This is a genomic window from Deinococcus indicus, from assembly GCF_002198095.1.
Taxonomy (GTDB): Bacteria; Deinococcota; Deinococci; order Deinococcales; family Deinococcaceae; genus Deinococcus; species Deinococcus caeni.
The window spans coordinates 98,655-122,599 of sequence record NZ_NHMK01000008.1; the positions used below are offsets into that span (position 1 = coordinate 98,655).

General features: G+C 70.3%; 23 protein-coding genes. 10 read left to right on the plus strand and 13 right to left on the minus strand.

Features of this window, described 5'->3' with window-relative positions:
• Positions 1 to 35 precede the first annotated feature (35 nt).
• From CBQ26_RS02500 to ald, 4 genes are all read right to left on the minus strand, one after another.
• Complete coding sequence (locus CBQ26_RS02500; RefSeq protein ID WP_088247023.1) at positions 36 to 1,055, minus strand: Gfo/Idh/MocA family protein; 1,020 nt, start codon at positions 1,053 to 1,055, stop codon at positions 36 to 38.
• 197 nt (positions 1,056 to 1,252) lie between these two features.
• Positions 1,253 to 2,146 carry an aldo/keto reductase gene (locus tag CBQ26_RS02505; RefSeq protein ID WP_088247024.1) on the minus strand — a complete coding sequence of 298 codons (894 nt, stop codon included), beginning with the start codon at positions 2,144 to 2,146 and terminating at the stop codon, positions 1,253 to 1,255.
• Between the two features lie 25 nt (positions 2,147 to 2,171).
• A complete protein-coding gene (locus CBQ26_RS02510; protein WP_088247025.1) occupies positions 2,172 to 4,010 on the minus strand; it encodes an ABC transporter ATP-binding protein in 1,839 nt (612 codons plus the stop codon).
• 342 nt (positions 4,011 to 4,352) lie between these two features.
• Positions 4,353 to 5,459 carry an alanine dehydrogenase gene (ald, locus tag CBQ26_RS02515; protein ID WP_088247026.1) on the minus strand — a complete coding sequence of 369 codons (1,107 nt, stop codon included), beginning with the start codon at positions 5,457 to 5,459 and terminating at the stop codon, positions 4,353 to 4,355.
• 162 nt (positions 5,460 to 5,621) lie between these two features.
• Here ald and CBQ26_RS02520 point away from each other — a divergent pair, with 162 nt between their 5' ends.
• The 4 genes from CBQ26_RS02520 (at position 5,622) to CBQ26_RS02535 (ending at position 8,772) form a co-directional block, all read left to right on the plus strand.
• Positions 5,622 to 6,092 carry an Lrp/AsnC family transcriptional regulator gene (locus tag CBQ26_RS02520; RefSeq protein WP_055362231.1) on the plus strand — a complete coding sequence of 157 codons (471 nt, stop codon included), beginning with the start codon at positions 5,622 to 5,624 and terminating at the stop codon, positions 6,090 to 6,092.
• A 54-nt stretch (positions 6,093 to 6,146) separates the two neighbouring features.
• Positions 6,147 to 6,890 carry a peptidylprolyl isomerase gene (locus tag CBQ26_RS02525; RefSeq protein WP_088247027.1) on the plus strand — a complete coding sequence of 248 codons (744 nt, stop codon included), beginning with the start codon at positions 6,147 to 6,149 and terminating at the stop codon, positions 6,888 to 6,890.
• Between the two features lie 90 nt (positions 6,891 to 6,980).
• Complete coding sequence (locus CBQ26_RS02530; protein ID WP_088247028.1) at positions 6,981 to 7,643, plus strand: phosphatidylserine decarboxylase; 663 nt, start codon at positions 6,981 to 6,983, stop codon at positions 7,641 to 7,643.
• 274 nt (positions 7,644 to 7,917) lie between these two features.
• Positions 7,918 to 8,772: a hypothetical protein gene (locus CBQ26_RS02535; RefSeq protein WP_373297134.1), complete on the plus strand. Its 855-nt coding sequence runs from the start codon at positions 7,918 to 7,920 to the stop codon at positions 8,770 to 8,772.
• A 109-nt stretch (positions 8,773 to 8,881) separates the two neighbouring features.
• Here the strand turns inward: CBQ26_RS02535 and CBQ26_RS02540 are convergent, their stop codons facing one another.
• Positions 8,882 to 9,325, minus strand: coding sequence for an Hsp20/alpha crystallin family protein (locus CBQ26_RS02540; RefSeq protein ID WP_088247030.1), 444 nt, complete (start codon positions 9,323 to 9,325; stop codon positions 8,882 to 8,884).
• Positions 9,326 to 9,715: 390 nt separating this feature from the next.
• Here CBQ26_RS02540 and pyrR point away from each other — a divergent pair, with 390 nt between their 5' ends.
• From pyrR to CBQ26_RS02555, 3 genes are read left to right on the plus strand one after another with little or no spacing between them, the layout of a single operon-like run.
• Entirely contained in the window at positions 9,716 to 10,264 is a 549-nt protein-coding gene (pyrR, locus tag CBQ26_RS02545; RefSeq protein ID WP_088247031.1) for a bifunctional pyr operon transcriptional regulator/uracil phosphoribosyltransferase PyrR, read from the plus strand.
• Positions 10,261 to 11,205: an aspartate carbamoyltransferase catalytic subunit gene (locus CBQ26_RS02550; RefSeq protein WP_088247032.1), complete on the plus strand. Its 945-nt coding sequence runs from the start codon at positions 10,261 to 10,263 to the stop codon at positions 11,203 to 11,205. Before pyrR ends, CBQ26_RS02550 begins: the two co-directional genes overlap by 4 nt.
• Positions 11,206 to 11,222: 17 nt before the next feature.
• A complete protein-coding gene (locus CBQ26_RS02555; RefSeq protein WP_088247033.1) occupies positions 11,223 to 12,482 on the plus strand; it encodes a dihydroorotase in 1,260 nt (419 codons plus the stop codon).
• A gap of 53 nt (positions 12,483 to 12,535) precedes the next feature.
• Here the strand turns inward: CBQ26_RS02555 and CBQ26_RS02560 are convergent, their stop codons facing one another.
• From CBQ26_RS02560 to CBQ26_RS02570, 3 genes are all read right to left on the minus strand, one after another.
• Positions 12,536 to 13,744, minus strand: coding sequence for an NAD(P)/FAD-dependent oxidoreductase (locus CBQ26_RS02560; protein ID WP_088247034.1), 1,209 nt, complete (start codon positions 13,742 to 13,744; stop codon positions 12,536 to 12,538).
• Positions 13,745 to 13,956: 212 nt separating this feature from the next.
• Positions 13,957 to 15,060, minus strand: coding sequence for a Gfo/Idh/MocA family protein (locus CBQ26_RS02565; protein WP_088247035.1), 1,104 nt, complete (start codon positions 15,058 to 15,060; stop codon positions 13,957 to 13,959).
• 63 nt (positions 15,061 to 15,123) lie between these two features.
• Positions 15,124 to 15,324: a hypothetical protein gene (locus tag CBQ26_RS02570; RefSeq protein ID WP_229844112.1), complete on the minus strand. Its 201-nt coding sequence runs from the start codon at positions 15,322 to 15,324 to the stop codon at positions 15,124 to 15,126.
• A 134-nt stretch (positions 15,325 to 15,458) separates the two neighbouring features.
• Here CBQ26_RS02570 and CBQ26_RS02575 point away from each other — a divergent pair, with 134 nt between their 5' ends.
• The gene (locus tag CBQ26_RS02575) at positions 15,459 to 16,637 is read left to right on the plus strand and encodes a M20 family metallopeptidase (protein WP_088247037.1); all 1,179 of its coding nucleotides are present in this window, start codon (positions 15,459 to 15,461) and stop codon (positions 16,635 to 16,637) included.
• A 5-nt stretch (positions 16,638 to 16,642) separates the two neighbouring features.
• Positions 16,643 to 17,068 (plus strand): Fe-S cluster assembly sulfur transfer protein SufU, encoded by a 426-nt coding sequence (gene sufU, locus CBQ26_RS02580; RefSeq protein ID WP_088247038.1) that lies wholly within the window; start codon positions 16,643 to 16,645, stop codon positions 17,066 to 17,068.
• Between the two features lie 60 nt (positions 17,069 to 17,128).
• On the opposite strand, the gene CBQ26_RS02585 is transcribed toward sufU, so the two are convergent.
• The 5 genes from CBQ26_RS02585 to CBQ26_RS02605 form a co-directional block, all read right to left on the minus strand.
• Positions 17,129 to 19,963, minus strand: a complete 2,835-nt coding sequence (locus tag CBQ26_RS02585; RefSeq protein ID WP_143341953.1) for a sensor domain-containing diguanylate cyclase/phosphohydrolase — start codon at positions 19,961 to 19,963, stop codon at positions 17,129 to 17,131.
• Positions 19,964 to 20,239: 276 nt separating this feature from the next.
• Positions 20,240 to 20,851: a GTP cyclohydrolase I FolE gene (gene folE / locus CBQ26_RS02590; RefSeq protein WP_078301978.1), complete on the minus strand. Its 612-nt coding sequence runs from the start codon at positions 20,849 to 20,851 to the stop codon at positions 20,240 to 20,242.
• Between the two features lie 154 nt (positions 20,852 to 21,005).
• Entirely contained in the window at positions 21,006 to 22,223 is a 1,218-nt protein-coding gene (locus CBQ26_RS02595; RefSeq protein ID WP_088247040.1) for an adenylosuccinate synthase, read from the minus strand.
• A 196-nt stretch (positions 22,224 to 22,419) separates the two neighbouring features.
• A complete protein-coding gene (locus CBQ26_RS23105; protein WP_088247041.1) occupies positions 22,420 to 22,689 on the minus strand; it encodes a DUF7710 domain-containing protein in 270 nt (89 codons plus the stop codon).
• Entirely contained in the window at positions 22,686 to 23,111 is a 426-nt protein-coding gene (locus CBQ26_RS02605) for a secondary thiamine-phosphate synthase enzyme YjbQ (RefSeq protein WP_088247042.1), read from the minus strand. The genes CBQ26_RS23105 and CBQ26_RS02605 overlap by 4 nt, the downstream gene beginning before the upstream one ends.
• Before the next feature lie 119 nt (positions 23,112 to 23,230).
• Here CBQ26_RS02605 and CBQ26_RS02610 point away from each other — a divergent pair.
• A partial coding sequence (locus tag CBQ26_RS02610) for a DUF4403 family protein (protein ID WP_244897977.1) occupies positions 23,231 to 23,945 on the plus strand: 715 nt, incomplete at its 3' end.

A 23,945-nucleotide genomic window follows, 5' to 3' on the forward strand; every position in this document is an offset into this window, starting at 1 on the left:
GCATTCTACGCGCGGGGGCGCGCGGCGCGTCCGGTTCAGGCGTGCGCGTCCAGGGTCACGCGGGCGCCCGTGCGGGCCGAGGCGTACAGGGCGTCCAGCACCCGCGCCTGGGCCACGGCGTCGGCGGGGGGGTACAGCGCCGCTTCCTGCCCGCGCGCGACCCGCTGGAAGTGCGCGACCATGCGCGCGTACCCGTTCGACGGCGGGAACTCCTCGCGGCTTTCCTGGCCGCCCAGGTTCAGGTGCAGCGTGACGGGTTCGTGGGTGTGGCTGTGGTAGACGCGCGGAACGTCCAGCGTGCCGCGCGTGCCCACGACCGTCAGGCGGCTGAAGCTGGGGTCCGTCCAGTCGAAGGCGCAGTCCAGGCTGCCCAGCGCGCCCCCGAAGTCCAGGGTGCCGCTGAGGGCCACGTCGATGTCGCCCGTGCCGGGGTGCGCCCCGGCGGGCGTCCAGCGGGCGGCGGCGGTCACGGCCTGCGGTTCGCCCAGCAGCAGGCGCATCAGGTTCACGGGGTAGGTGCCCACGTCGAACAGCGCCCCGCCGCCCTGCGCGGCGTTCCAGCGGAAGTCGTCCGGGTTGGTCATGTGGAACCCGAACGCGCCGTGCACGGACCGCACGTCGCCCAGCGTGCCGCCCCGCACGAGTTCCACGATCCGCAGGACATGCGGCTGGAAACGGTACGCGAAAGCTTCCAGCAGCGTGCCGCCCGTCTGCGCGGCTGCGTCCGCGAGCTGCTGCGCCTCGGCGGCGTTCAGGGTCAGGGGTTTCTCGGTCAGGACGTGCTTCCCGGCCCGCAGCGCCGCCAGCGTCCAGGGCAGGTGAGCGTCGTTCGGCAGGGGGTTGTACACGGCGTGCACGTCGGACGTGATCAGGTCGTCGTACGTGCCGGCGACCTGCACGCCCCACTCCTGCGCGAACGCCTGCGCCCGCGCCGAGTGCGGGTCGCGCACGCCCACGAACGCGACCTCGCCGCCCGCCTCGCGGATCGCGGGAATCAGGGCGCGGGCAATGCGGGCGGCGCCCAGCAGCCCCCAGCGGAACGCAGGTTCAGTCATACCCGCAGCCTACCGCAGCCGCGCCGCCCCGCTGGGAGTCATACGGACTGCCGTCTGTTTCGCCAACAATCCGGAACTTCACCGCCCCTGCCGGCTCCACGTCCGGAACCCGTCCCTCTCCCACTCTGCGGAGCAGCTCTACGAGTCGCTTCGCTCGGACCCAGCGGGCTTTGCAGCCCATTCAATCGGAGTCCGGATCAGACCTCGCCGCCCCAGTCCGCGCCGTGCGCGCGCCACGCGGCCTCGATGTGCGTCAGGACGTCCAGCGGCAGCGGGCCTTCCTGCACGGTCCGGACGTTGCGTTCCAGATTCTCGATGCTGGCGGTCCCCACGATGGCGCTGTGCACGCCCGGCGCGTACGCGCTGAAGCGCAGCGCGAACTGCGTCCAGTCCAGCCCGGCGGCCTCGCGCACACCGTTCAGGTCGAGCTGGCCCAGCCGCTCCCAGTACGTCTCGGCGTAGTCGCCGGCCGGACGCTGCGTGAAGCGCCACGCGGCGTTCGCGATGGGCCGCTTGGCGATCACGCCCAGCCCGGCGTCCTGCGCGGCGGGCAGCACCTGATGGCGGCTCCACTGGTCGGCGAGGTTCACGCTCGTCTCGACGCTGCCGAAGCGCCCGGACTGCGCGGCCCAGGCCAGGGCCTCGTTCTCGCCGCTGTACGCCGCCACGCGGATCAGGCCGGCGGCGCGGGCGTCGTCCAGCGCGCCCAGCAGGTCCTCGCGGCGCAGCGTGTCGGCCGGGCAGGAGTGCAGGTGGAAGATGTCGATCCAGTCGCAGCGCAGCCGCGTCAGGGCCCGCTCGATACCCAGGCGGATGGCCTGCGGGGTCCAGTCGTCGGCGCCGTCCGCGCCGTACCCGCCCTTGCTGCTGAGGATGAAGTCGTGCCGCCGGTACGACAGGTGCCGCCCGATGCGTTCCTCGCTGAGGCCGTAGCCGCGCGCCGTGTCCACCAGGGTCACGCCCCGGTCGATGGCGCGGTTCAGCAGCGTCCCGACATGCTCCTCGGTCAGTGCGGCGTCCCCGACCTGCCCGGCCCCCAGGCCCAGCGCCGAGACGCGCAGGCCGGTCGTTCCAAAGTCCCGTTGCTCCATACCCGGCATTCTGCACCCGCGCGGGTCAGGGCGCCGCCAGTTGCGCGCGGGCGTCCTCCTGCGACCGGAACTGCAACTCGTACAGGTCACGGTACAGGCCGCCCTGCGCGATCAAATCGGCGTGCGGGCCGTCCTCGACGACGCGGCCCCCGTCCATGACCACGATCCGGTCCGCGTTGCGGATGGTACTCAGGCGGTGCGCGATCACGAAGGTCGTGCGGCCCTGCATCAGCCGCTCCAGCGCCGCCTGCACCAGCGCCTCGGACTCGTTGTCCAGCGCGCTCGTCGCCTCGTCCAGAATCAGGATGCGGGGGTCCTTCAGGACCGCCCGCGCGATCGCCACGCGCTGACGCTGCCCGCCGGACAGCTTCACGCCCCGTTCACCCACCACCGTGTCGTACCCCTGCGGGAAGGCCGTAATGAACTCGTGGGCATTCGCGGCGCGGGCGGCCGCCTCGACCTCCTCGGGACGCGCGCCGGGACGGCCGTACAGGATGTTCTCGCGCACCGTGCCGCTGAACAGCAGCGTCTCCTGCGGCACGAGGCCCACCTGCGCCCGCAGGTCCGCCAGGGCGTAGTCGCGCACGTCCCGCCCGTCCACGCGCAGGGTGCCGCCCGTCACGTCCCAGAAACGCGGAATCAGGTTCACCAGCGTCGTCTTCCCCGCCCCGCTCGGCCCGACGAGCGCCACGACCTGCCCCGCCGGGACGTCCAGCGTCACGTCCCGCAGCACCGCGCCCCGCTCACCGTCCGCGCCGTACCCGAACGAGACCCCCTCGAACGCCACCCGGCCCTCCGCGCGGGCCAGCGGCGCCGGCTGCGCGGGCTGCGGCAGGTCACTGCGCTCGTCCAGCAGCTCGAAGATCCGGCCCGACGCGCCCAGCGCCTCCTGAAACTGGTTGAAGATCCCGGTCAGGGCCGCCACCGTCCCCCCCACCTGCAGGGCGTAGAACAGGAACGTCACCAAATTCCCCGGCGTCAGGCTGCCCGCCATCACCTGCCGCCCCCCGTACCACAGCACCACCGCCAGCGCCCCGAACGTCAGGAAACTCATCACGCCCGCCATGAGTGCCTGCCACTGCGCGCGCCGCAGCGCCGCCCGGAAGCTCGCCAGCACCCCCTCTCCGTACCGGCCGCGCTCCACGCCCTCCGCCGTGAAACTCTGCACGACCCGCACGCCGCTGATCGCCTCCTCGGCACTCGCGTTCGCGCCCGCCACGGCGTCCTGCACCTCACGGCTCACCCGGCGGATCTGCCGCCCCACCACCACCGCCGTCCCGATCACCAGCGGAATGACCGCCAGCGTCAGCAGACTCAGGCGCGGACTCGTGCTGACCAGCAGCACCACCGCCCCCACCAGACTCACCGACTGCGCCGCCAGCTGCGCCAGCGCCGTACTCGTCACCGTCTGCACAGTCCCCACATCCGACGTCAGGCGGCTCGTCAGGTCCCCCGTCTTATGCTCCCCGAAAAAACGCGGCGAGAGCGTCAGCAGGTGCGAGAACACCGCCCGCCGCAGGTCCGCCACCACGCCCGCCCCCACCCGCGAAAGCAGGTACGACTGCGCCGCCCCGAACAGCGCCGACAACGCGAAGATTCCCAGCAGCAACACCACCGTCCGGTCCAGCTGCGACGTATCCGACGAACCCACCCGCAGGAACGACGCATCGATCAGCCGCCCGAACAACGCCGGGAACACCAGATTCAACCCGCTCGACACCAATGTCGCCAGCAACCCCACCACGAACAACGCCCGGTACGGCCGCGCGAACGCCAAGAGCCGCACCAGCTGACGCGGATCCCGCCGCACACGCGGCGAGTCCGGACTCAGGGACGAAGCAGAGCGGCCAGGACGGGAGAACATGACCACAGCGTACGCGGGAAGCAGAAGGACAAACGGGAAGGAGGCAGGGGGAAAGGCAATACCGCTGCTTCGCAGGACCCCTCAGTCAGCTTCGCTGACAGCTCCCCTCAAGGGGAGCCTTGAAGGCAGGCTAACGCTACCGTCGTCGCCACGAGGCCCGTCGTGCGCGCAGCGCGCGGGGCGCACGCAGCTGGGGTGAAGGATGGCGTGTGAGGCGTGGCCGTCCCCGCCCGATACCCGCCACCAACGCCCGCGAAATACCTGCCCAGTGCCAACGAAAGCCCCCCCGTCCCCCCTGGGGATGGGGGCTGGGGGGTGGGGAACCTTGCAGCAATCGGCCAATCAGGCCAGAGCCGTTTCCGGAGCCGTGTACGGCAGCTCGAAGGCGTCCGCCACGCCCTGGTACGTCAGTTTGCCCTGGTGGGTGTTCAGGCCGAGCATGAGCGCGGGGTTGCGGTGCAGGGCGCTGGGGCCATGGTCGGCGAGCAGCAGGGCGTACGGGAGGGTCTGGTTGGTGAGCGCGAAGGTGCTGGTGCGGGGGACGGCGCCGGGCATGTTGGCGACGCCGTAGTGGATGACGCCGTCGACGACGTAGGTGGGGTCGTCGTGGGTGGTGGCGTGGATGGTTTCGACGCAGCCGCCCTGGTCGACGGCGACGTCGACGATGACGCTGCCTTCGGGCATGAGTTTCAGCATGTCGCGGGTGACGAGGTGGGGGGCTTTGGCGCCGGGAATGAGGACGCCGCCGATGAGGAGGTCGGTGGTGGGGAGCAGGTCGCGGATGTTGGCTTCGCTGCTCATCATGGTGGTGATCTTGCCGAAGAAGACGTCGTCGAGGTACGCGAGGCGGCGCTGTGACACGTCGAGGATGGTGACCTTGGCGCCGAGGCCCATGGCCATCTTGGCGGCGTTGGTGCCGACGACGCCGCCGCCGATGATGGTGACGTGACCGGGTTGCACGCCGGGGACGCCGCCGAGGAGGACGCCGCGTCCGCCGACGGGTTTCTGGAGGTGGTACGCGCCGGCCTGGACGCTCAGGCGGCCCGCGACCTCGCTCATGGGGGTCAGCAGGGGCAGGCTGCCGTCGTCGAGTTGGACGGTCTCGTAGGCGACGCCGGTGGTGCCGGCCGCGAGCAGGGCGTCGGTGAGGGGGCGGTCGGCGGCGAGGTGCAGGTACGTGAACAGCAGCAGGTCGGGGCGCAGGTAGTGGTACTCGCTCTGGATGGGTTCCTTGACCTTCACGACCATCTGCGCGGCCCAGGCTTCGTCGGCACTTCCCAGGGTGGCGCCGGCGTTCACGTAGTCCTGGTCGGCGATGCCGCTGCCGAGGCCGGCGCCCTGCTGGACGGTGACGGTGTGACCGCGGCGGACGAGGGTGGCGACGCCGCCGGGGGTGAGGGCGACGCGGTTTTCCTTGACCTTGATTTCTTTGGGGAGTCCGATGTGCATGGTGTGACCTCGCTGGCCGTGCAGGTGTCTCCTGCCGGCGGTGGTGCTGCTTCTTGTGACGCAAGATTAACAGTTCTTCACGGACCGGCGATTGCCGTTGCCGGCCTCTTTCGGGGCGCCTTCGCAACCCTGTTGCCCGTTTATGCCAGAATACGACCGATCATGTCTCAGAATATTCTCGATGCGCTGGACCGGCAGATTCTCGGCATCCTCCAGCGGGACGCCCGCATTCCGAACACGGAACTCGCCGACGAGATCGGCCTGACGCCCGCCCCGACGCTGCGCCGCGTGCGCCGCCTGGAGGAGGAGGGCGTGATTCAGCGGTACGTGGCGCTGCTGGACCCGAAGATGGTGGGCCGGGAACTGATGGTGATCGTGCGCGTGACCCTGGACAAGCAGACGAAGGCGGGGTTCGAGGAGTTCGCGCAGAAGATGCAGGAGCGCCCGGAGGTGCTGGAGTGCTTCCTGTGCCTGGGGGACATCGATTACCTGCTCAAGGTGTGCGTGCCGGACCTGGACGCGTACCAGCATTTCCTGGTGAACACCCTGGCCGCCATTCCCGGCGTGCGCAACACCGCGAGTACCATCGTGGTCAAGCAGGAGAAGCACACGACCAGCCTCCCGCTGGAATGACCGGCGGGGGCGGCGTTCAGGACGATCTCATGGGCGCTGTGGAACACTGGGGGTATGCCCTTCCATTCCCTGAACGGTCGTTCCCTGACCTGCGCGGCGCTGCTGGGCGCCGCCCTGTCCGCCTGCGCTCCGGCGGCCACCCGCGCTCCCGTGACTGCGCCGGCCCCGGTGGCCACGCCCGCGCCCACCCCGGCGCCCGCCGTGTCGTTCGAGGCGATGCCGTTCCTGTCTGAGACACCGGTGCGGTCCTTCGCGTCCGCGCCGGCCATGACCATCGACCCGGCCCGTTCGTACCGCGCGGTCCTGAAGACGGACCGGGGGGACATCACGGTGGACCTGAACGCGAAGGGATCGCCGGTCGCCGTGAACAACTTCGTGTTCCTGGCCCGGCACCGCTTCTACGACGGCACGCGCTTTCACCGGGTGATCGAGGGGTTCATGGCGCAGGGCGGCGATCCCCTCAGTGCGGACACGGCCCGCCGGTCCGCGTGGGGAACGGGCGGCCCTGGCTACCAGTTCGCGGCGGAGGTCAGCAACGGCCTGCGCTTCGACCGCGTGGGCGTGCTGGGGATGGCGCGGTCGCAGAGCCTGACCTCGCAGGGCAGTCAGTTCTTCATCACGGTCGCCCCGGCGGACTTCCTGAGCGGCGGGTACACGGTGTTCGGGCAGGTCATCGGTGGGCAGAACGTGCTGGCCAGCCTGACCCGCACGGCGCGCAGTACTGGGCAGGGAGAGCAGGCCATTCCGGGCGCGGCGGCCGACACGTTGATCGGCGTGCAGATCCTCGAATCCCGCTGACCGGCGGGGGGTGCGGCCTGATCCTGCGCGGCGTGATCCTGTAAGGAGCGTTCCATCCCGCGCGGGGCGGGGCGCTCTACACTGACGGACATGCGTGTGCGTTCCCTTCTTCCGCTCGTGGCGGCCGGCGCGGCCCTCTGGTATGTCCGCAGCGTGTACCGGTTCCGGGACCCGGTGCGGCTGCCGCAGGCGGGTTCCGGCGAGGTCCTGAGTCCCGCCGACGGCACCGTGAGTTTCGTGCGCCGCGTGCAGGGCACCGGGCTGGACGGCGTGGACGTGGCGGGCCTGCTGAACGCACCGGACGCCGCCGACGGCTGGCTGATCGGGGTTCTGGTGGGGCCGCTGGACGCGCATTACGTGTACCAGCCGGTGGCGGGTACGGTCACGCGGGTCGCGCACCGGCCGGCCGTGATGAACGTGCCGCTGCTGGGGGCGGGCGCGGCGGCCGGCGCCCTGGCGGGGCGCATTCCGGACCTGCTGGGGGGGCGGGGCACCCTGGAGAACGAACGCCTGAGCAGCGTGACGGTCACGCCGTTCGGGAACGTGACGGTCACGCTTGTGGCGCCGGGCGCGGGCCTGCGCGCCACCTCGTACCAGCAGGGCGGCGACGAGGGCCGCGCCGGTTTCAAGGCCGCGTTCCTGGCAGAGGGCGGGCTGGTGCTGCTGCACCTGCCGGGGGCGTTCACGCCGGCCGTGGGCGTCGGGGACCGGGTCCTGGGCGCGCAGACCGTCGCGGCCCGCGCAGACAACTGAGACGGACTCGGATTGAACGGACTTTGCAGCCCATATCAATCCGAGCGAAGCGAGTGGAAGCAACGCGGGTTCCGGGTGAACCCTGCCGCGCGTCACGGCGTCCGGCGCCCGGAACCGGTATGCTGCTGCGCCTGGAATGGTCCGGGCAGTCATGGCAGTCACCGCAGGGTCACGGCCGGCGAAGGGAGGCAGGGTGGGCAGGGCACGCGCAACAGACGATAACGGGACGGGCGGACCCGAACGCACCGCGGACCGGCTGGTCGCGGACCGGCGCGTGCGGGCTGTCGCCTACGCCGGCAGTTACGGCACGGAGTTCGCGTGGACCGGCAGCCTGCCGACCCTGGTGGCGTTCGAGCGTGGCGTGACCGAGCCGCACGCCGACACGCGGGCCGGCGTGACGACCGAACGCTTTCCCTTCGAGAAGCTGGAGGCGTGGCGTGACTGGGAGACGGCGCGGGCCGAGGCGCCGCTGGCGCTGCTGGCGACCAGCCGCGTGGTCTACGATCCCACCGGGCATTACGGCCGCATTCAGCGGACCCTGTGGAACCTGAGCGAGTCGCAGCGGGCCGCGCACCGCGCCGAACTGCTGAACCAGGCGGCCGGGCAGCTCCAGCTGGCGCGCGAGGCGCACACCGGCCCCGGTCACGGCGTGCAGGAGCAGCTGCTGGCCCTGGCGGACGCGCGCAGCGTCGCCCTGAACCTGCTGTACCCGGCGCTGCTGACCTGGCTGCACCTGTGGCCGGAGTTCGAGATCCGCCTGCCGCACGCTTGGCGGGCCTCGGCGGGCCTGCGCTTCCCGAAGGCGGTGTACCGCCTGGAGGCCCTGTACGGGTTCGGCGGCGAGGACGAGGCCCGGCGGGTGCTGCTCGCCACGCGCGGCCTGGGGCTGGTCGAGCAGGAACGCCGCGCCCGCGCCGCCTTCCAGGCCGGGTACTACGACGGCGCCGTGCGGTACCTGCGGGACGAGGCGGCCCGCACGCACCGCGCGGACCTGAGCGGCTGGCTGCACCTGACGCCCGCCCGGCGCGACAAGCTGGGCACCCTGCTGGGCGTGACCCGCGCGCCGCTGGGTCCGGCCGCGCTGAATCTCGCGCAGGAGCTGCTGGAGGCGGTACGCGAGGGCGAGTAGAGAGGGTGATGGTTGACAGGTGATGGGCGATGGATGACCCACCAGCAGTCGCAGCAGGGCGAGCCGTTCAAGCGGCTCGCCCTGCTGCGCAGAGGGAAGGAGGTGGGGGTCAGGCGGTGGGGGCTTCGGTGTCGAGGACGCGGGCGCTGCGGACGGTGATGGCGCGTTTCTGGGCGGCCTCGCTGCGGGGGACGCGGATGGTCAGGGTGCCGTGGTCGAAGTCGGCCTCGACCTTGCCCAGGTCGTACTTGGCGGGCACGCTGAAGGTGCGGGCCAGGGTGCCGTAGGCGCGTTCGACGCGGTGGGCGGTGCGGCCTTCGCGGCGGTCGTAGCTGCGGGTGGCCTGCACGGTCAGGGTCTGGTTCTCGGCTTCGAGCTGGATCTGGTCGGGGTGGATGCCGGGCAGGTCCAGGGTGAGTTCCAGGCCCTGGTCGTCCTCGTGGACGTCGACGGGCGGGGCGATGCGGGTGGGGGCGCTGGCGCTCTGGCCGAAGGCGCGGTCCATGCGCTGGGTCAGTTCCTCGATTTCACGGAAGGGGTCGAATCGCATCATGGGGGTTCCTCCTGTGGGTGGGAGCGCAGGTTCCGGGGCCGCCGGTTCACTCCGAACATCTGAGTGCCATACGCTCAACTGACACCATAGTAAAACCTGAGTGCATTCGTGTCAAGTTTAGTGCGCCTTGAATCGGCGTTCAGAACTGGACACCCCTCCCCCGCTCCGGCACACCCCCACGCCCGCGGTGTTACACTTCGTCAGGCCGCGCACGGCAGTCCACCTGCCTGCGCCCCGGCAACCCCAACCCAACCCGTCCCTTTCCCGGCAGTCCCGTGAGGCTGCACCCGCCCCGTGAGGCAGGAGAAGGAGCACCATGTCCACATCCACGCACCGTCAGCCCACGCTGAACGGCCCTTTTTTTATGCCCCGCCCCGCCCCGGTGAGCGCATGACCCCCAAGGCCATCATCCTCACGCCCGACGAGGTCCGCCGCGCCCTGACCCGCATCGCGCACGAGATCATCGAACGCAACAAGGGCGCCGAGAACCTCGCCCTGATCGGCGTACACACCCGCGGCATCCCCCTGGCCCGGCGGCTGGCCGAGAAGCTCAGCGCCCTAGAAGGCGTGGACGTCCCCACCGGCATGCTGGACATCACCCTGTACCGCGACGACCTGAGCGAGGTCGCCCAGCAGCCCATCATCCGCGAGACGCAGGTGCCCTTCGACCTGCGCGACCGCCGCGTGATCCTGGTCGACGACGTGCTGTACACCGGCCGCACCGTCCGCGCCGCGCTCGACGCCCTGATCGACCTCGGCCGCCCCGCCGGGATCCAGCTGGCCGTCCTCGTGGACCGCGGGCACCGTGAACTCCCGATCCGCGCGGATTACGTGGGCAAGAACCTCCCCACCGCCGCCAGCGAGGTCGTGAAGGTCAAGGTGCAGGAAACCGACGACGTGGACAGCGTCGAACTGTGGGACATGGAGGCGCTGCGATGAACTCGCCCACCAGCATGGGCACCCGCCCCCCCCACCTCCTGGACTTCCAGGACTGGACGCCCGAACGCCTGGGCGCCATCCTCGACAACGCCGACACAATGCTCCAGGTGCTCGACCGGCCCGTGAAGAAGGTCCCGGCCCTCCAGGGCCTGACGGTCTGCAACGCGTTCTTCGAGAACTCCACCCGCACCCGCACCTCCTTCGAGCTGGCCGCGCGCCGCATGAGTGCCGACGTCCTCACGTTCGCCGCCGGGGCCAGCAGCGTCAGCAAGGGCGAGAGTCTGCGCGACACGCTGGAAGTCCTGACCTCCTACAAGGTCGACGCGTACATCGTCCGTCACCACGCCGCCGGCGCCGCGCATCTGGTGGCGCGCTACAGCGGCAAGCCCGTCATCAACGCCGGGGACGGCCGCCGCGCCCACCCCACCCAGGCGCTCCTCGACGCTTACACCATCCGGCAGGAATACGGCAGCCTGGAAGGCAAGAAGATTGCCATCCTGGGTGACGTCCGCCACAGCCGCGTGGCGCGCAGCAACGCCGAACTGCTGCCCAAACTGGGCGCGCAGGTCGTCCTGTGCGGCCCCGCCACCCTCCTCCCCCCCGGCCTCGCGCAGATGCCCGGCGTGACCCTCACCACCAACCCCAAGGAAGCCGTGCGCGGCGCCCACGCCGTCATGGCCCTGCGCCTCCAGCGCGAACGAATGAGCGGCGGGTTCCTCGGCAGCCTTCAGGAATACGCCGACACCTACCAGGTGAACGACACCCTGCTGGGGGAAGCCGAGAGCGGCGCGATCGTCCTGCACCCCGGCCCCATGAACCGCGACCTGGAAATCAGCAGCGACGCCGCCGACGGCCCCCAGAGCCGCATCCTGAAACAGGTCGAGAACGGACAGGCCATCCGCATGAGCGTCCTGTACCACCTGCTGGTCGGACGGAACTGAAGGGCGAGGGAACAGACATGATCACGATTACGAACATCAAGCGCGTCGGGTCGGAGAAGACCGAGAGCGTCACCATCGAGGGCGGCCTGATCAAGGGCTGGAACCTTCCGGAAGAAGGGCAGGTCATCGACGGGCAGGGCGGCACGGTCGCGCCCGCGCTGATCGAGCTGCACGCGCACCTGCGGGAGCCGGGGCAGACGGAGAAGGAAGACCTGAGCAGTGGGCTGGCGGCGGCGGCGGCCGGTGGGTACGGCACGGTGGTCAGCATGCCGAACACCAGCCCCGTCGTGGACGACCCGGCGATCGTGCGGACGCTGATCGAGAAGGCGGCGGGCCTGGGCTTTGCGCGCCTGCGTCCGGCGGCGGCCCTGACGAAGGGGCAGAAGGGCGAGGAACTGGCCGAACTGACGTACCTGAAAGAGGCGGGCGCGGCGATGTTCACGGACGACGGGCGCACGAACGAGAACGCCCGGACGCTGCGCCTGGGGCTGGAGACGGCGGGGAGCCTGGGCATGGTGATCAGCGTGCACGCCGAGGACGCATCCCTGCGCGCGGACGGCGTGATGAACGAGGGGCCGGTCAGCGAGGCGCTGGGACTGCCTGGCAACCCGGCGGCGGCCGAGGCGGCGCGCGTGGCGCGGGATATCGAGATCGTGGCGGGCCTGCACGCGCAGGGCGTCCCGGCGCGGCTGCACATTCAGCACCTGAGCACGGCGCGCGCGCTGGATCTGGTGCGGGCGGCGAAGGCGCAGGGCCTGCCGGTGACGTGTGAGGTCTGCCCGCACCACCTGACCCTGACGGACGAGGCGCTGCGTTCTTTCGACGCGATCTACAAGGTCGCGCCGCCCCTGCGCACCCAGGCGGACGCCGATCACCTGCTGGAGGGCCTGCGGGACGGCAGCGTGGACTGCCTCGCGACGGATCACGCGCCGCACACCCGCGCGGAGAAGGAACGGGACCTGCTGGACGCCCCCAGCGGCATCGCGTACATCGAACTGGCGTTCCCGCTGATGTACACCCGTTTCGGTGAGACGCTGGGCCTGGAGCGCATCCTGGACCTGATGACCGCCGCCCCGGCGCGCGTCATGGGCTGGGAGCCCCCCACCCTGGACGCGGGCGCGAAGGCCGATCTGGTCGTCCTCGACCTGACCACTGAACGCCCCGTGAACCCCGCCGGGTTCAAGAGCAAGGCGAAGTTCACCCCCTGGGCCGGCGAAAGCCTGAAGGGCTGGCCGCTGCTGACGGTCGTTGACGGGAAAGTCGCCTACCAGCGGTAACGGGCACACGGCTGGCCAGGCGCGGAGGGATTGCCTCCGCGCCCGACTGCCGTTCAGCGGTCCAGCCGGAAGATCCGCAGGTCGTCGTGCTCCTCGCCCTGAATCAGTTCCGTGAGGAGGCGGGCGGCCTGCACGCTGTACGTGATGCCGTTCCCGCCGTACCCGAGGGCGAACAGCAGCCGGTCGCCCTTCTGCCGGGGGCCGATGTACGCGAGGCCGTCCTTCGTCTCGCCGAAGGTACCGGCCCAGGCGAAGGCCGTTTCCGGGTGGAGGTGCGGCAGGAGCTTCCCGAGTTTGCGTTCCAGCCGTTTCTGTTTGCCGGGCAGGGCGCGTTCGCGGCGGGCGGGGTTGTGGTGGTTGTCGTCCTCGCCGCCGATGACGACGCGGCCATCCTGGGTGGTGCGGGCGTACAGGTACGGGCGGGCCGTTTCCCAGATGAGGCAGCCGGTGGGCCACAGTTCCCCGTCGGTCTGCTCGATGGGTTCGGTCGCCAGGGCGTAGGAGTTCTTCAGCTGCGCGAGGCGTCTGCCGAGGAACTTCTCGGCCTCGTACCCGGTGGCGACCACGACCCAGCGGGCCTGGATCTTCGCGTTCCGGTCGGTGTGCGCGGTGAATTGATCCCGGTGTTCGTCCAGGCGGGTGACTTCCGTGCGGTCGTACACCCGCGCGCCCCGCGACTGCGCCCGCTGAAGCAGGTGCTGCGCGAGGCGGTACGGATCGACCTCGCCGCCGTCGGGGCTAAACAGCGCGGCGGGCGCCGTGATCCCGAAGCGGGACTTGAGGCTGCGGGCGTCCAGGTGTTCGACCTTCAGGCCGGCGCGGGTGCGGGCAGCGTGTTCCTGGGCGAGCATGCGGGCGTCCCGGCGGTTGCTGGCGTAGTACAGGCTGCCGCGCTCGCGGAAGCCGCAGTCGTCGGGCAGTTCGGCGGTCAGGTCGCGCACCGTGTCGATGGCGTCGCGGCACAGGTGGTAGGCGCGTTCCGCGTCGGCCTGCCCGATCATGGGGATCAGGTCCACGAGGTTCGTGTCGATCTCGTACTGCAGCAGGGCGGTGCTGGCGCTGGTGCTGCCGAACGCGGCGTCGCGCAGGTCGGTCACAACGACGTCCAGTCCGGCGGCGCTGAGCTTGTCGGCGAGCAGCGCGCCCGTGATGCCCGCCCCGATGACGAGCACGTCGGCGCGTTCGTCGCCGCTCAGGGGCGGGTAGGTGTGCATGAGGCCGTTCGTGAGAGGCCAGAAGGCGCGTCCGCTGCGGAGATCCATACGCCCGATTCTGGTGGGACGCCCGCCGGGCCGGGTGGGCGCGTGGCTACGGTTCCCCGCACGCAGCGTTCAGGATTCGTTGGGGTTCTAAGTCCGTCGAAGCTAACATTGCGAGATTCCGGGAAGGCACCGGAATCTCTCCATTCCCGCTTCAACGGACTTCCTCTGCTACGCGCTCCGCGCGGTTTATCTACAAGATAAACGCAGTGTACTTACTTCTGCGGCAGCTGCGGTTTCGTGCCCCGGAAGGCGTCGCGTTCCGCGTGGGTGGGCAGGCGCACGACCTGCCCGGTGCGGGCGCTCTCGTACAGGGCGTCCATGATGACGTGGTCCTGCACCCCCTCCTCTCCGGGTGTCCACGGGGTGTCGCCGCTGCGGATGCACTGCGCGAAGTGGTCGAATTCCAGCGTGAACTGGTCGTAGTCGGGGAAACTGGGCTGGCGGGTGCCGTCCCGGTCGGACAGGCTGAGTTTCAGGCCGTCGTAGGGGAAGGCGGGGTCCATGTTCAGGCTGCCCGCCTCGCCCATCACGCGCAGGGTGCCGGTGTCGTGCGCGGCGTAACTCGTCTGGATGGTGGCGCTCACACCACCGGGGAAGCCCAGCAGGGCGCTCATGGACGCCTCGACCTCCTGGAATCGCGGGTCGCCGCCGGGCTGGTGCTGCGTGGCGAACACCCACTCGGGTTCCTGCCCGGTCAGAAAACGCAGGGTGTTCAGGCTGTAGATGCCCACGTCCGGCAGCGGACCGCCGCCCGCCAGCTCGCGTTTCAGGCGCCACGCCTCGGGGTCGTCCTCGACCTGCGCGTGGATGGAGTGCAGCAGCCGCAGGTCGCCCAGCGTGCCGTCCTGCACGGCGTCCCTGGCCGCCCAGTGTTCCGGCGTGTACTGGCAGCGGTACGCGGTCATCAGCAGCACCCCGGCTTCCCGGCAGGCGTCCACGATGGCCTGGGCGTCCTCGGCGTTCACGCCCAGCGGTTTCTCGCACAGGACGTGTTTGCCCATGCGAGCGGCGCGGGTGGCGTACTCGCGGTGCAGGCTGTTGGGCAGCACGATGTACACGGCCTGCACGTCGTCACGGTCCGCCAGTTCGTCGAACTGCTCATAGGTGTAGGCGTCCCCCTCGGTCAGGCCCAGGGCACGCGCGAAACCCTGCGCGTGGTCCGCCTCGCCACTGACGAGCGCCGCCACGCGGGCGTGCTCGCTGGTGCGGGCGGCGGGAATGAGTTCCTCGGCGGTCAGCTTACCGATACCGACCAGGGCGAAGCCCACCCGCGTGTCCTGCGCTTCGGGCGGCGTGATGTGCGGTTTCAGAGGCATGACCCACCGTAAAGGCGCGCCCCCGCCGGATGGGGGGACGCGCCTTGAGGGGGCCTTACGGGTTCAGAAGAAGCGGCGTTTGCCGCGTTTGCCCACGGCCCGCTGCGCGCCGCTCAGGAGCGAGTCGATCATGCGGTCGCGTTTGCGGGCGCGGGTGTAGCGGCTGTTCTTCTTCTGGGCGGCGCGTGCTTTGACGAGCAGTTCCAGCACGACCGGAGCGGCGGCCATGATCAGGCCGAGTTTGCCTTTCGAGGAGGTCTTCATGCTGTCCATTACGACACGTCGCGGAGGAAAGTTGCTGAGGGCAGACTCAGGTTCCTTCACCTCGGGCAGCGGGCGGGTGTCCGGCCCATCGAAACGTCCGCCTGCCGGACCGCCCGGAGGCGCTAGGCTGGGGCATGACCGCAACAGGTGACCGGGTGGAGGAACTTCGTGGGCAACTCGTGGCGTGGCGCAGGCACCTGCACATGCACCCCGAGGTGGGCTTCGAGGAGCACGGGACGGCCGCGTACATCGAGGCCGAGCTGCGCAAGATGCCGGGCCTGAGCGTGTCGCGCCCCACGGCGACCAGCGTGCTGGCCGTCCTGAAGGGGGGCCTGCCGGGCCGCACCGTGCTGCTGCGCGCCGACATCGACGCGCTGCCCATCCACGAGGAGAACACCTTCGAGTTCGCCTCGCGCACGCCCGGCGTGATGCACGCCTGCGGGCACGACGGGCACACGGCGATCCTGCTGGGCGTGGCGCAGCTGCTGTCCGCCACCCCGGACAGCGTGCCGGGCGAGATCCGCATGATCTTCCAGCACGCCGAGGAGATCGGGCCGGGCGGCGCCGAGGAACTGGTCATGAACACCCCGCTGATGGACGGCGTGGACGTCGTGACGGGCCTGCACCTGAACAGCCAGCTGCCGGCCGGGGTGGTCGCCGTGAAACCGGGGGCGTTCATGGCCGCGCCGGACATGCTGGAACTCACGATCCGCGGCAAGGGCGGGCACGGCGCGCACCCCGAGGAAACCGTGGACCCCATCGCGGTGGGCGCGCAGGTCGTGACGAACCTCCAGCATGTCGTGAGCCGCATGGTGGCCGCGCAGGACGCGCTGGTGGTCAGCATCACGAAGTTCACGAGCGGCACCACCCACAACGTCATTCCCGACACGGCCGAGCTGATGGGCACGGTCCGCACCTTCGACCCGGCGCTGCGTGAGCGGGCGCCGCAGCTGATCGAGCGGGTCGTTAAGGGCATCTGCGAGGCGCACGGCGCCACCTACGAACTGAACTACGAGTTCGGGTACCGCCCGCTGATCAACACTGACTGGGTGGCGGCGCAGCTGAAGGAGATCGCGCTGGACGTGGTCGGCGCCGAGCGCTTCCGGGACGCGAAACCCACCATGGGCGGCGAGGACTTCAGCGCGTACCTGGAAAAGGCGCCCGGCGCGTACTTCAACGTCGGGTCCGGCAGCGACGAGGCCGACAGCCGCTGGCCTCACCACCACCCGCGCTTCACCATCGACGAGACCAGCCTGGAGACCGGCGTGCAGATGCTGCGTGCCGCCGCGCTGCGCCTCGCCCGCCCGGAGTAAGGCCCGTGCAGTTGCCCGAGGCGGTCGCCAAGCAGATCATCGCCGACCACCAGCGCCGCCCGCGCCACACCGGAGCGCTGGACGGCGTGCCCGGCGTCACGCTGGACAACCCCGGCTGCGGGGATCAGGTGACCGTCTGGGCCGACGTGCAGGGCGGCCGGATCGGGCAGCTGACCTTCAGCGGGAAGGGCTGCGCGATCAGTCAGAGCAGCGCCAGCCTGATGACCGTCGCCCTGACCGGAAAGACCCTGCCCGAGGCGCGGGCGCTGGCCGGGCAGTTCCGCGCGATGGTCATGGGCGACGCCGAGGGCACGCCGGACCTGGGCGACCTGCTGGCCCTGGCGGGCGTCAGCCGCCTGCACGCGCGGCGCAAATGCGCGCTGCTGCCCTGGCGGGCGCTGGAGCAGGCGCTGGACACGCCCGACCGCTAGGGACGGGCGTTCAGGTCAGCGGGAAGCCCACCCGTGTGGACCCGGCCGGTCGGCCGCCGTTCAGGAACGTACGCCTTCCCCCTCGGTGCCCGCGCCAGCCAGGACCGACCCGGTGCCGACTGGCCCGGCACTGACGGGGCCCACCCCCACCGGACCCGCCCCCACCGGACCCGTCCCGACCGGACCGCCGCGCACCGCCCCGGCCGGCTGGCTGGCCGCCGGGACCGGGGCGCCCTGGGCGATCAGTTCGCAGAACAGGTCCGTCAGCACCGGGTCGAACTGCGTGCCGCGCCCCTCGCGGATGATCTCCAGCGCGCGGGTGTGGGTCATGGCCTCCTTGTACGGGCGGACGCTGATCAGGGCGTCGTACACGTCGCACAGCGCGAAGATCCGGGCCAGCAGCGGAATCTCCTGGCCGGCCAGCCGGTCCGGGTAGCCCGCGCCGTCCCAGCGTTCATGGTGGTGCCGGACGACGTGGTGAGCCTCGGGGTGCAGGAACGGAATGCGGCCCACGAGGTCCGCGCCCAGCGGGGCGTGCTGCTCGACCACGGCCCGCTCGTCCGGGGTCAGGCGGCCCGGTTTGAGCAGCACGGCGTCCGGAATGCACAGCTTCCCGATGTCGTGCAGGGTCGCGCCGTGCCGCAACGCCGTCATCTGGTCGTCCGGGAGGCGCAGCGCGGCGCCCATCGTGAGCGCCAGGTCCCGGACGCGCTGGGTGTGGCCCTGCGTCTCGAAGTCCCGCGCTTCGAGGGCCACGCCCAGCGTGTTCAGCGAGGCTTCCAGCGTGGCGCGCAGGTCGTTCAGGTGCGTGCCGCGCTCCATGACGCGCGTGCCGACGCTGGCGAGCATGGCGGCCAGCGCCTCGTCACTTGCCTGGAAGGGCCGGTGGGCGCTGCGCAGCAGGCACAGCACGCCCAGCGGTTGCCGCTGGTGCGACAGCAGCGGCACGGCCATCAGGGCGCGGCGGTCGGGTTCCAGGTTCTCGGGCCGGTACGCGCCGGGCGTGGTCATGATGTCCTCCACGCGCTGCACCTGCCCGGTCTCCAGCGCCCGCCAGGACATGCCCTCGCCGCGCCGTAGCCGCACCGGGGGGCCGTCCAGCGGGCTGGCCCCGGCGCGGGCCGCGCTGATCAGCATGTCCTGCGTGGCGTCGTAGCGCAGTAGGACGGTGTAACTGGTGCGCAGCAGGGCGTGGGCGGTGTCGGTCAGGTGCCCGGCGATGGCGTCGTCGTCGAGGCTGAGGCTCAGGTCGCCGTGCAGCCGGGCCAGCTGTTCGAGTTCCCGCCAGCGTTCCTGCAACTGCAGCAGCGCCGCGATCTGCTGCGCGAACACCCCGGCGTCCTGCATGACGGCCGGCGTGAACACGTCCTCGGAACTCAGGGAGTCGAGGTTCAGGTGCGCGATCACCTCGCCGCCCAGCACGACCGGCAGGCACAGGTTCGCGCGCAGCTGGTCGCGGCGGCCCAGGTGCGCGAACACGCTGGCCGATCCGGCCTGGTGCGTCTCGTCGGCTGACGCCCAGGCGCGCTGGATCTCGCCGGGCCGCATGACGCGCGGTTTACCGGCCAGCCAGTCCTGCAGGCTTCCGCCGTACCAGCGGCGCTGGGAACTCTCGGTCAGGGTCAGGCCGGTCAGGCCCTCGTCGTACCCCTCGGAAGCGCACACGCGGAACACGCTGCCCTCGCGGACGTTCAGGGTGCCGGCCTCCACGCCGTCCACGGTCTGCACGGCCAGTCGCAGCAGTTCGTGCCAGTCGTCGTCGGTCAGGGTGCGGCGCTGCGTGAGCAGGTTGACGGTGGTGCGCTGCGCCTGCCACAGCGAGTAGCGGGGGCGGATGTCCGGCAGGGCCGCCTCGGTGGTGCTGCGCCGGGCGCTGTACTGCTGCACGACCAGCCGGTTGCGGCCGTTCGTCTTGGCGAGGTACAGCGCCTCGTCCGCGCGGGACATCAGCCCGCCGGGCGTCTCGTGCAGCAGGCGGGTCGCCATGCCGGCCGACAGGGTCAGGTTCGCCCAGGGCAGCCCGCCGGGTTCCGTGACCTGCGCCTGGAGCCGCTCGACCAGCGTGCGGGCCGCCGCCTCTCCGCCCACGTTCAGCAGCAGCGCGAACTCCTCGCCGCTCAGGCGGTACGCGGCGTGCGGGGCGACGTCCTGCATGACCTGCCCGATGTACCGCAGCGCCCGGTCCCCGACCGGCGTGCCGTGCCGTTCGTTCAGCGAGCGGAAGTCGTCGATGTCCAGCATCACGAGCTGTCCGCCCGTCTCCAGCCGCGCGAGGTCCAGGTCGAAGCGCCGCCGGTTGCCCAGCCCGGTCAGTTCGTCGGTCAGGACCTGCCGTTCCAGTTCGGACGTGGCGCGCAGCAGGCGCAGCCGGGCGTTCAGGACGCCCAGCACGGCCAGGGTCGCCAGCGAGTGCAGCGCCAGCATGGACGGGTACAACACCCACGGGGACACGCCGGGCGGCTGGGGCGTGAAGAACAGCATCAGGCCCACGCCCAGGTACGGGACCGGCAGTTTCCAGAGGTCCGCGCGCCCCAGCTCCCGGAAGTTCAGGTGTCCGCGCAGCACGCCCGCCAGCGCCAGGACGCTCAGGGCGTTCACGAGCGCCGACAGGCCCCCCAGGTCGGATTCCAGGGCGCGCAGCGCGACCGGCCCGGCCGCGACGAGCAGGCCCGGCCCGACGCCGTAGCGCAGGGTGATCAGCGCCAGCGGCACGAACCGCAGGTCGATCTTGTAGGGACCGACCTCCTGGGTGTTCATCAGCAGCAGGACCGACGCGACCGCTGCCAGCACGATCCTCAGCTGATGCTCGGCCGCCCGCGCCGGGACCGGCCACTGACGGTACGTGAGACTCAGCAGAAACGTGCAGGTCAGCAGCAAGCAGAAATTCAGTAACACGGCACGTTCCTCCCCCCAGTCACCGTAGGGGATCGGTCCTTACATGCCTCTTATCGCGCGCACACCACACAAAGGCCTGAATGGATCCTCATCGGGCCCTAATCACGACCGGAGGTCCGGCGTCGCCCGAAGTCCCGGCGTGGTCTGCGCGCGTTCTGGCCGGCAGAACCGGTCCGGGAGGCGTGAACGCACGGCGCGTGTCGGTTCCCCGGACCGGAAAGTGACCCCACCCATAATGTCGAATTTCTTACAGGCGGCGCCTGCCCGGACGGCCGGTCAGCGGGAACGCAGGGTGGTCTGCACGGCGCTCATGAACTCCGCGCGGGTGCGCGGGTCGCTCTTGAACAGGCCACGCATGGCGCTCGTGCTGGTGCTGCTGTTCTGCTTCTGCACGCCACGCATCGCCATGCACAGGTGCACGCCCTCCATGACGACCGCCACGCCCTTCGGCGCCAGCAGTTCCTGAACGGCGTCGGCCACCTGCGTCGTGATGCGCTCCTGCACCTGCAGGCGGCGCGAGTACAGGTCCACGATCCGCGCGAACTTGCTCAGGCCCAGAATCTGCCCGTCCGGAATGTACGCGATGTGCGCCCGGCCATAGAAGGGCAGCATGTGGTGCTCGCACATGGAGTAGAACTCGATGTCCTTCACGATCACCATCTCGCTGCCGTCGGCGGCGAACACGGCGTCGCCCACCGCCTCATGCAACGTCTTCTGGTACCCGGCCGTCAGGAACCCCCAGGCTTTCGCCACGCGGTGCGGGGTCTTGATCAGCCCCTCGCGCTCCGGGTCCTCCCCGATGGCGCCCAGCCAGCTGTGGGTCAGGGCGCTCAGGCCCGGCACTTCCTGCTTCTCGTCAGCGGCGCTGATCACGGTTTCAATCGTCAAGGGCGTTGCTCCTTCTCACGCGCTCCCGGTCCGGGAGGCGTGAACATGAATGCCGCGAGTGTAGGCCGTAGCCCCTCGCGGCAATTGTCAAAAAAGATTCAGGAACCCCCCACGACCCTCCCGGACGTGAGGGAATCCCCACCCGGAGTCCGGGTTACTTCCAGCTGACCTCGCCATACGTCTGCTCGCGGGCCGGGCCAGCCGAGAAGATCACCACGGGGCAGTTCACGGTCTCCTCGATCAGGTCCAGGTACGCCTGGGCTTCCTTCGCCAGGGTCGCGCGACTGTCGGCGCCCTCGGTGGTCGCCCAGCCCTTCATGCGTTTCATGACCGGCTGACCGTCCGCGTCGTACCCCACGCAGACCGGCACCTCGTCCAGGCCCGCCAGGACGTCCATCTTGTTGATGACCAGCCCGTCCAGGCCGTTCACGTCCACCGCGTACTTCAGCAGGTGCAGGTCCAGCCAGCCCACGCGGCGCGGACGGCCGGTCGTCGTGCCGAACTCGTCCCAGGGTTTGCTGCCGTCGCCACGCAGACGCAGGATGCCCGCCTCGTCATGCACTTCGGTGACGAACGGCCCGTGCCCGACGCGGGTGTTGAAGGCCTTCGCCACGCCGTACACCTTGTGAATGGCCTTGTGGTTCACGCCCGCACCCACCAGGATGCCGCCCACCGTGGGGTGGCTGCTGGTCACGAAGGGGTACGTGCCGTAGTTCAGGTCCAGCAGGGTCGCCTGCGCGCCCTCGAACAGCACGTTGCGGCCGTCACGGATCGCGGCGCGCAGCTGCTCGCCCGTATCCTGAATGAACGGCGCGAGCGCCTCGCGGGTCGGGGCGAGGGACTCCATCGCCACGTCCACGCTCGTCCAGCCCGCGTCGCGGGTGCTGTTCGGCTTGGCCTCCAGCAGCCGCTCGATCCGCTCGCGCAGCACGCCGTCATCCAGCAGATCCCCGAAACGGATGCCCACGCGGCGCGCCCGGTCCGCGTACGCCGGGCCGATCCCGCGCCCCGTCGTCCCCACGAAGTCCTTCCGGCCATCCACGAACTTGTGGTGAGGCAGCACCAGATGCGCCCGGTCACTGATCCGCAGGTCCGGGCTCAGGCCCCCCGCCAGCAGGTTGCGGCGTTCCTCCATGAACTTGTCCGCGTCAATGACCATCCCGTCACCCAGCACGCTGACCGTCCCGTCATGCAGCACGCCGCTGGGCAGCAGGTTCAACTTGAACGTCTGCCCCTTCGCCGTGACCGTATGCCCGGCGTTCGCGCCGCCCTGATACCGCACCACGAACTCGGCTTCCGGCGCGAGGAAATCCGTGATCTTCCCCTTGCCTTCATCGCCCCACTGAGCGCCAACAATCGCAATTCCAGGCATTCAAGCCCTCCACGCCACGCGCACAGACTTGCTCCCCTTACCCGCACCCCACCAGGGGGCCAGAGCAAAAAAAACACGGCGCGCAGCACCGTAACTCAGTGTACGGGAAACGGCAGGCCACCCGGCGGGACTTGTTTACCAGAGACGGACAGGCGACACCTGGACATCTCTGAAAAAACCTCAACCCCCAGGCCGTTCAGACTGGCCTGCCATCCCGGTAATGCTCGTGTGGACGATACCCACTCGTGAACCGACCGATGAATGTCGGCGTGGTCTGGTCAGCACGTCTGGGGCGAAACGGCGTGTGGGCGACTGCCCAGTCGTACATCCCTTCGTCCAGAGGATAGGAGGTCAGCAGTCCGGTCAGGCCATGACGTCGAATCCAGAGCTCTGCCTGCTCGCGCGTGGAGAACGCACCAGAAGCCAGGGCAGCCCCTTCCGCGTGAAAAACCCAGATTTCCGTCACAACGCTTCGCCGTTCAGCGTGAGGAGCAGTCGTCTTGGGCCGCCATGATCACGGTGTTCACACAGGTACACGCCCTGCCACGTGCCCAGCGCCAGCCGACCGTCCCGCACCGGCAGCGTCAGACTGGGCCCCAGCAGGCTGGCCTTGATGTGCGCCGCCATGTCGTCCGGTCCCTCCAGGGTGTGCGTGAACGGCTCCCAGCCGTCCGGGACGGCGTGATCGAAGTACGTCTCGAAGTCACGCCTGACGTCCGGACTGGCGTTCTCGTTCAGGGTCAGGCTGGCACTCGTATGCTGAATGAACACGTGCAGCAGCCCCGCGCGGGTGCGGGCCAGTTCCGGAACGGCCCCCGCCACCTCCCGCGTGATCAGATGAAAGCCGCGCCGCCGCTCGGGCAGGGTCAGAAGATGCTGCGCCCACATACGGCCCAGCGTACCGCCGCAGGCCCCTCATGCACGCCCGGTACCCTGAACGCCTGATGCGCCGCGCCCCCACCCGACCCCTGACGCGCCTTCTCACGCCCCTGGTGTTCACTGGGCTCATGACCGCCCAGGCCGCCCCGCCCAGCACTGCCAGCGTCCCCACCAGCACCCTCACCGTGCCCGTCACGGTCCCGCTGGCCGGCGTGCAGGTCGCCGCGAACGCCCGCGTCCCCCTGGAATTCGCGCGGGTAGACGAGGAACGCACCTACCTGGGCGGCCTGCTGCGCGTCACACTCACAGGCACCGTCACCCGCACCGGACACGTCCAGATCAGCGCCCTCCCCGACGGCTCCGGACTGCGCATCAGCGTCCCCATCCGCGCCGCCTTCCGCGCCGAACCCGGCGGCGCCGGCGCGTTCCTCGCGCGGGACTTCGGAGGACAGGCCACCGTCAACCTGACCGTCACCCCCACCATCACCCCCGACTGGGAAGCGGACGTCACCATCCGCGGCGAAGCCACCTGGACCGACCCCCTCAGCGTCGAACTCACCCAGGGCGTCCGCATCAGCGTGCAATCCCTCGTGGACACGCAGATCCAGACCCAACTCGACACCCTCGCCACGCAGGTCCGCACCACCATCCGCGAACAGGCCCGCCTCCGACAACGCGCCACCACCCTCTGGACCCGCGCGCAACAACCCTGGACGCTCCCCACCCCCGACCCCGCCCACGCCCACGCCACCCCCCTCACCCTCAGCGTCACCCCCTTCCAGTTCACACCCGACGCCCTGAACATCACCCTCGGCGCCCAACTCCGCCTGAACGCCACCCTCG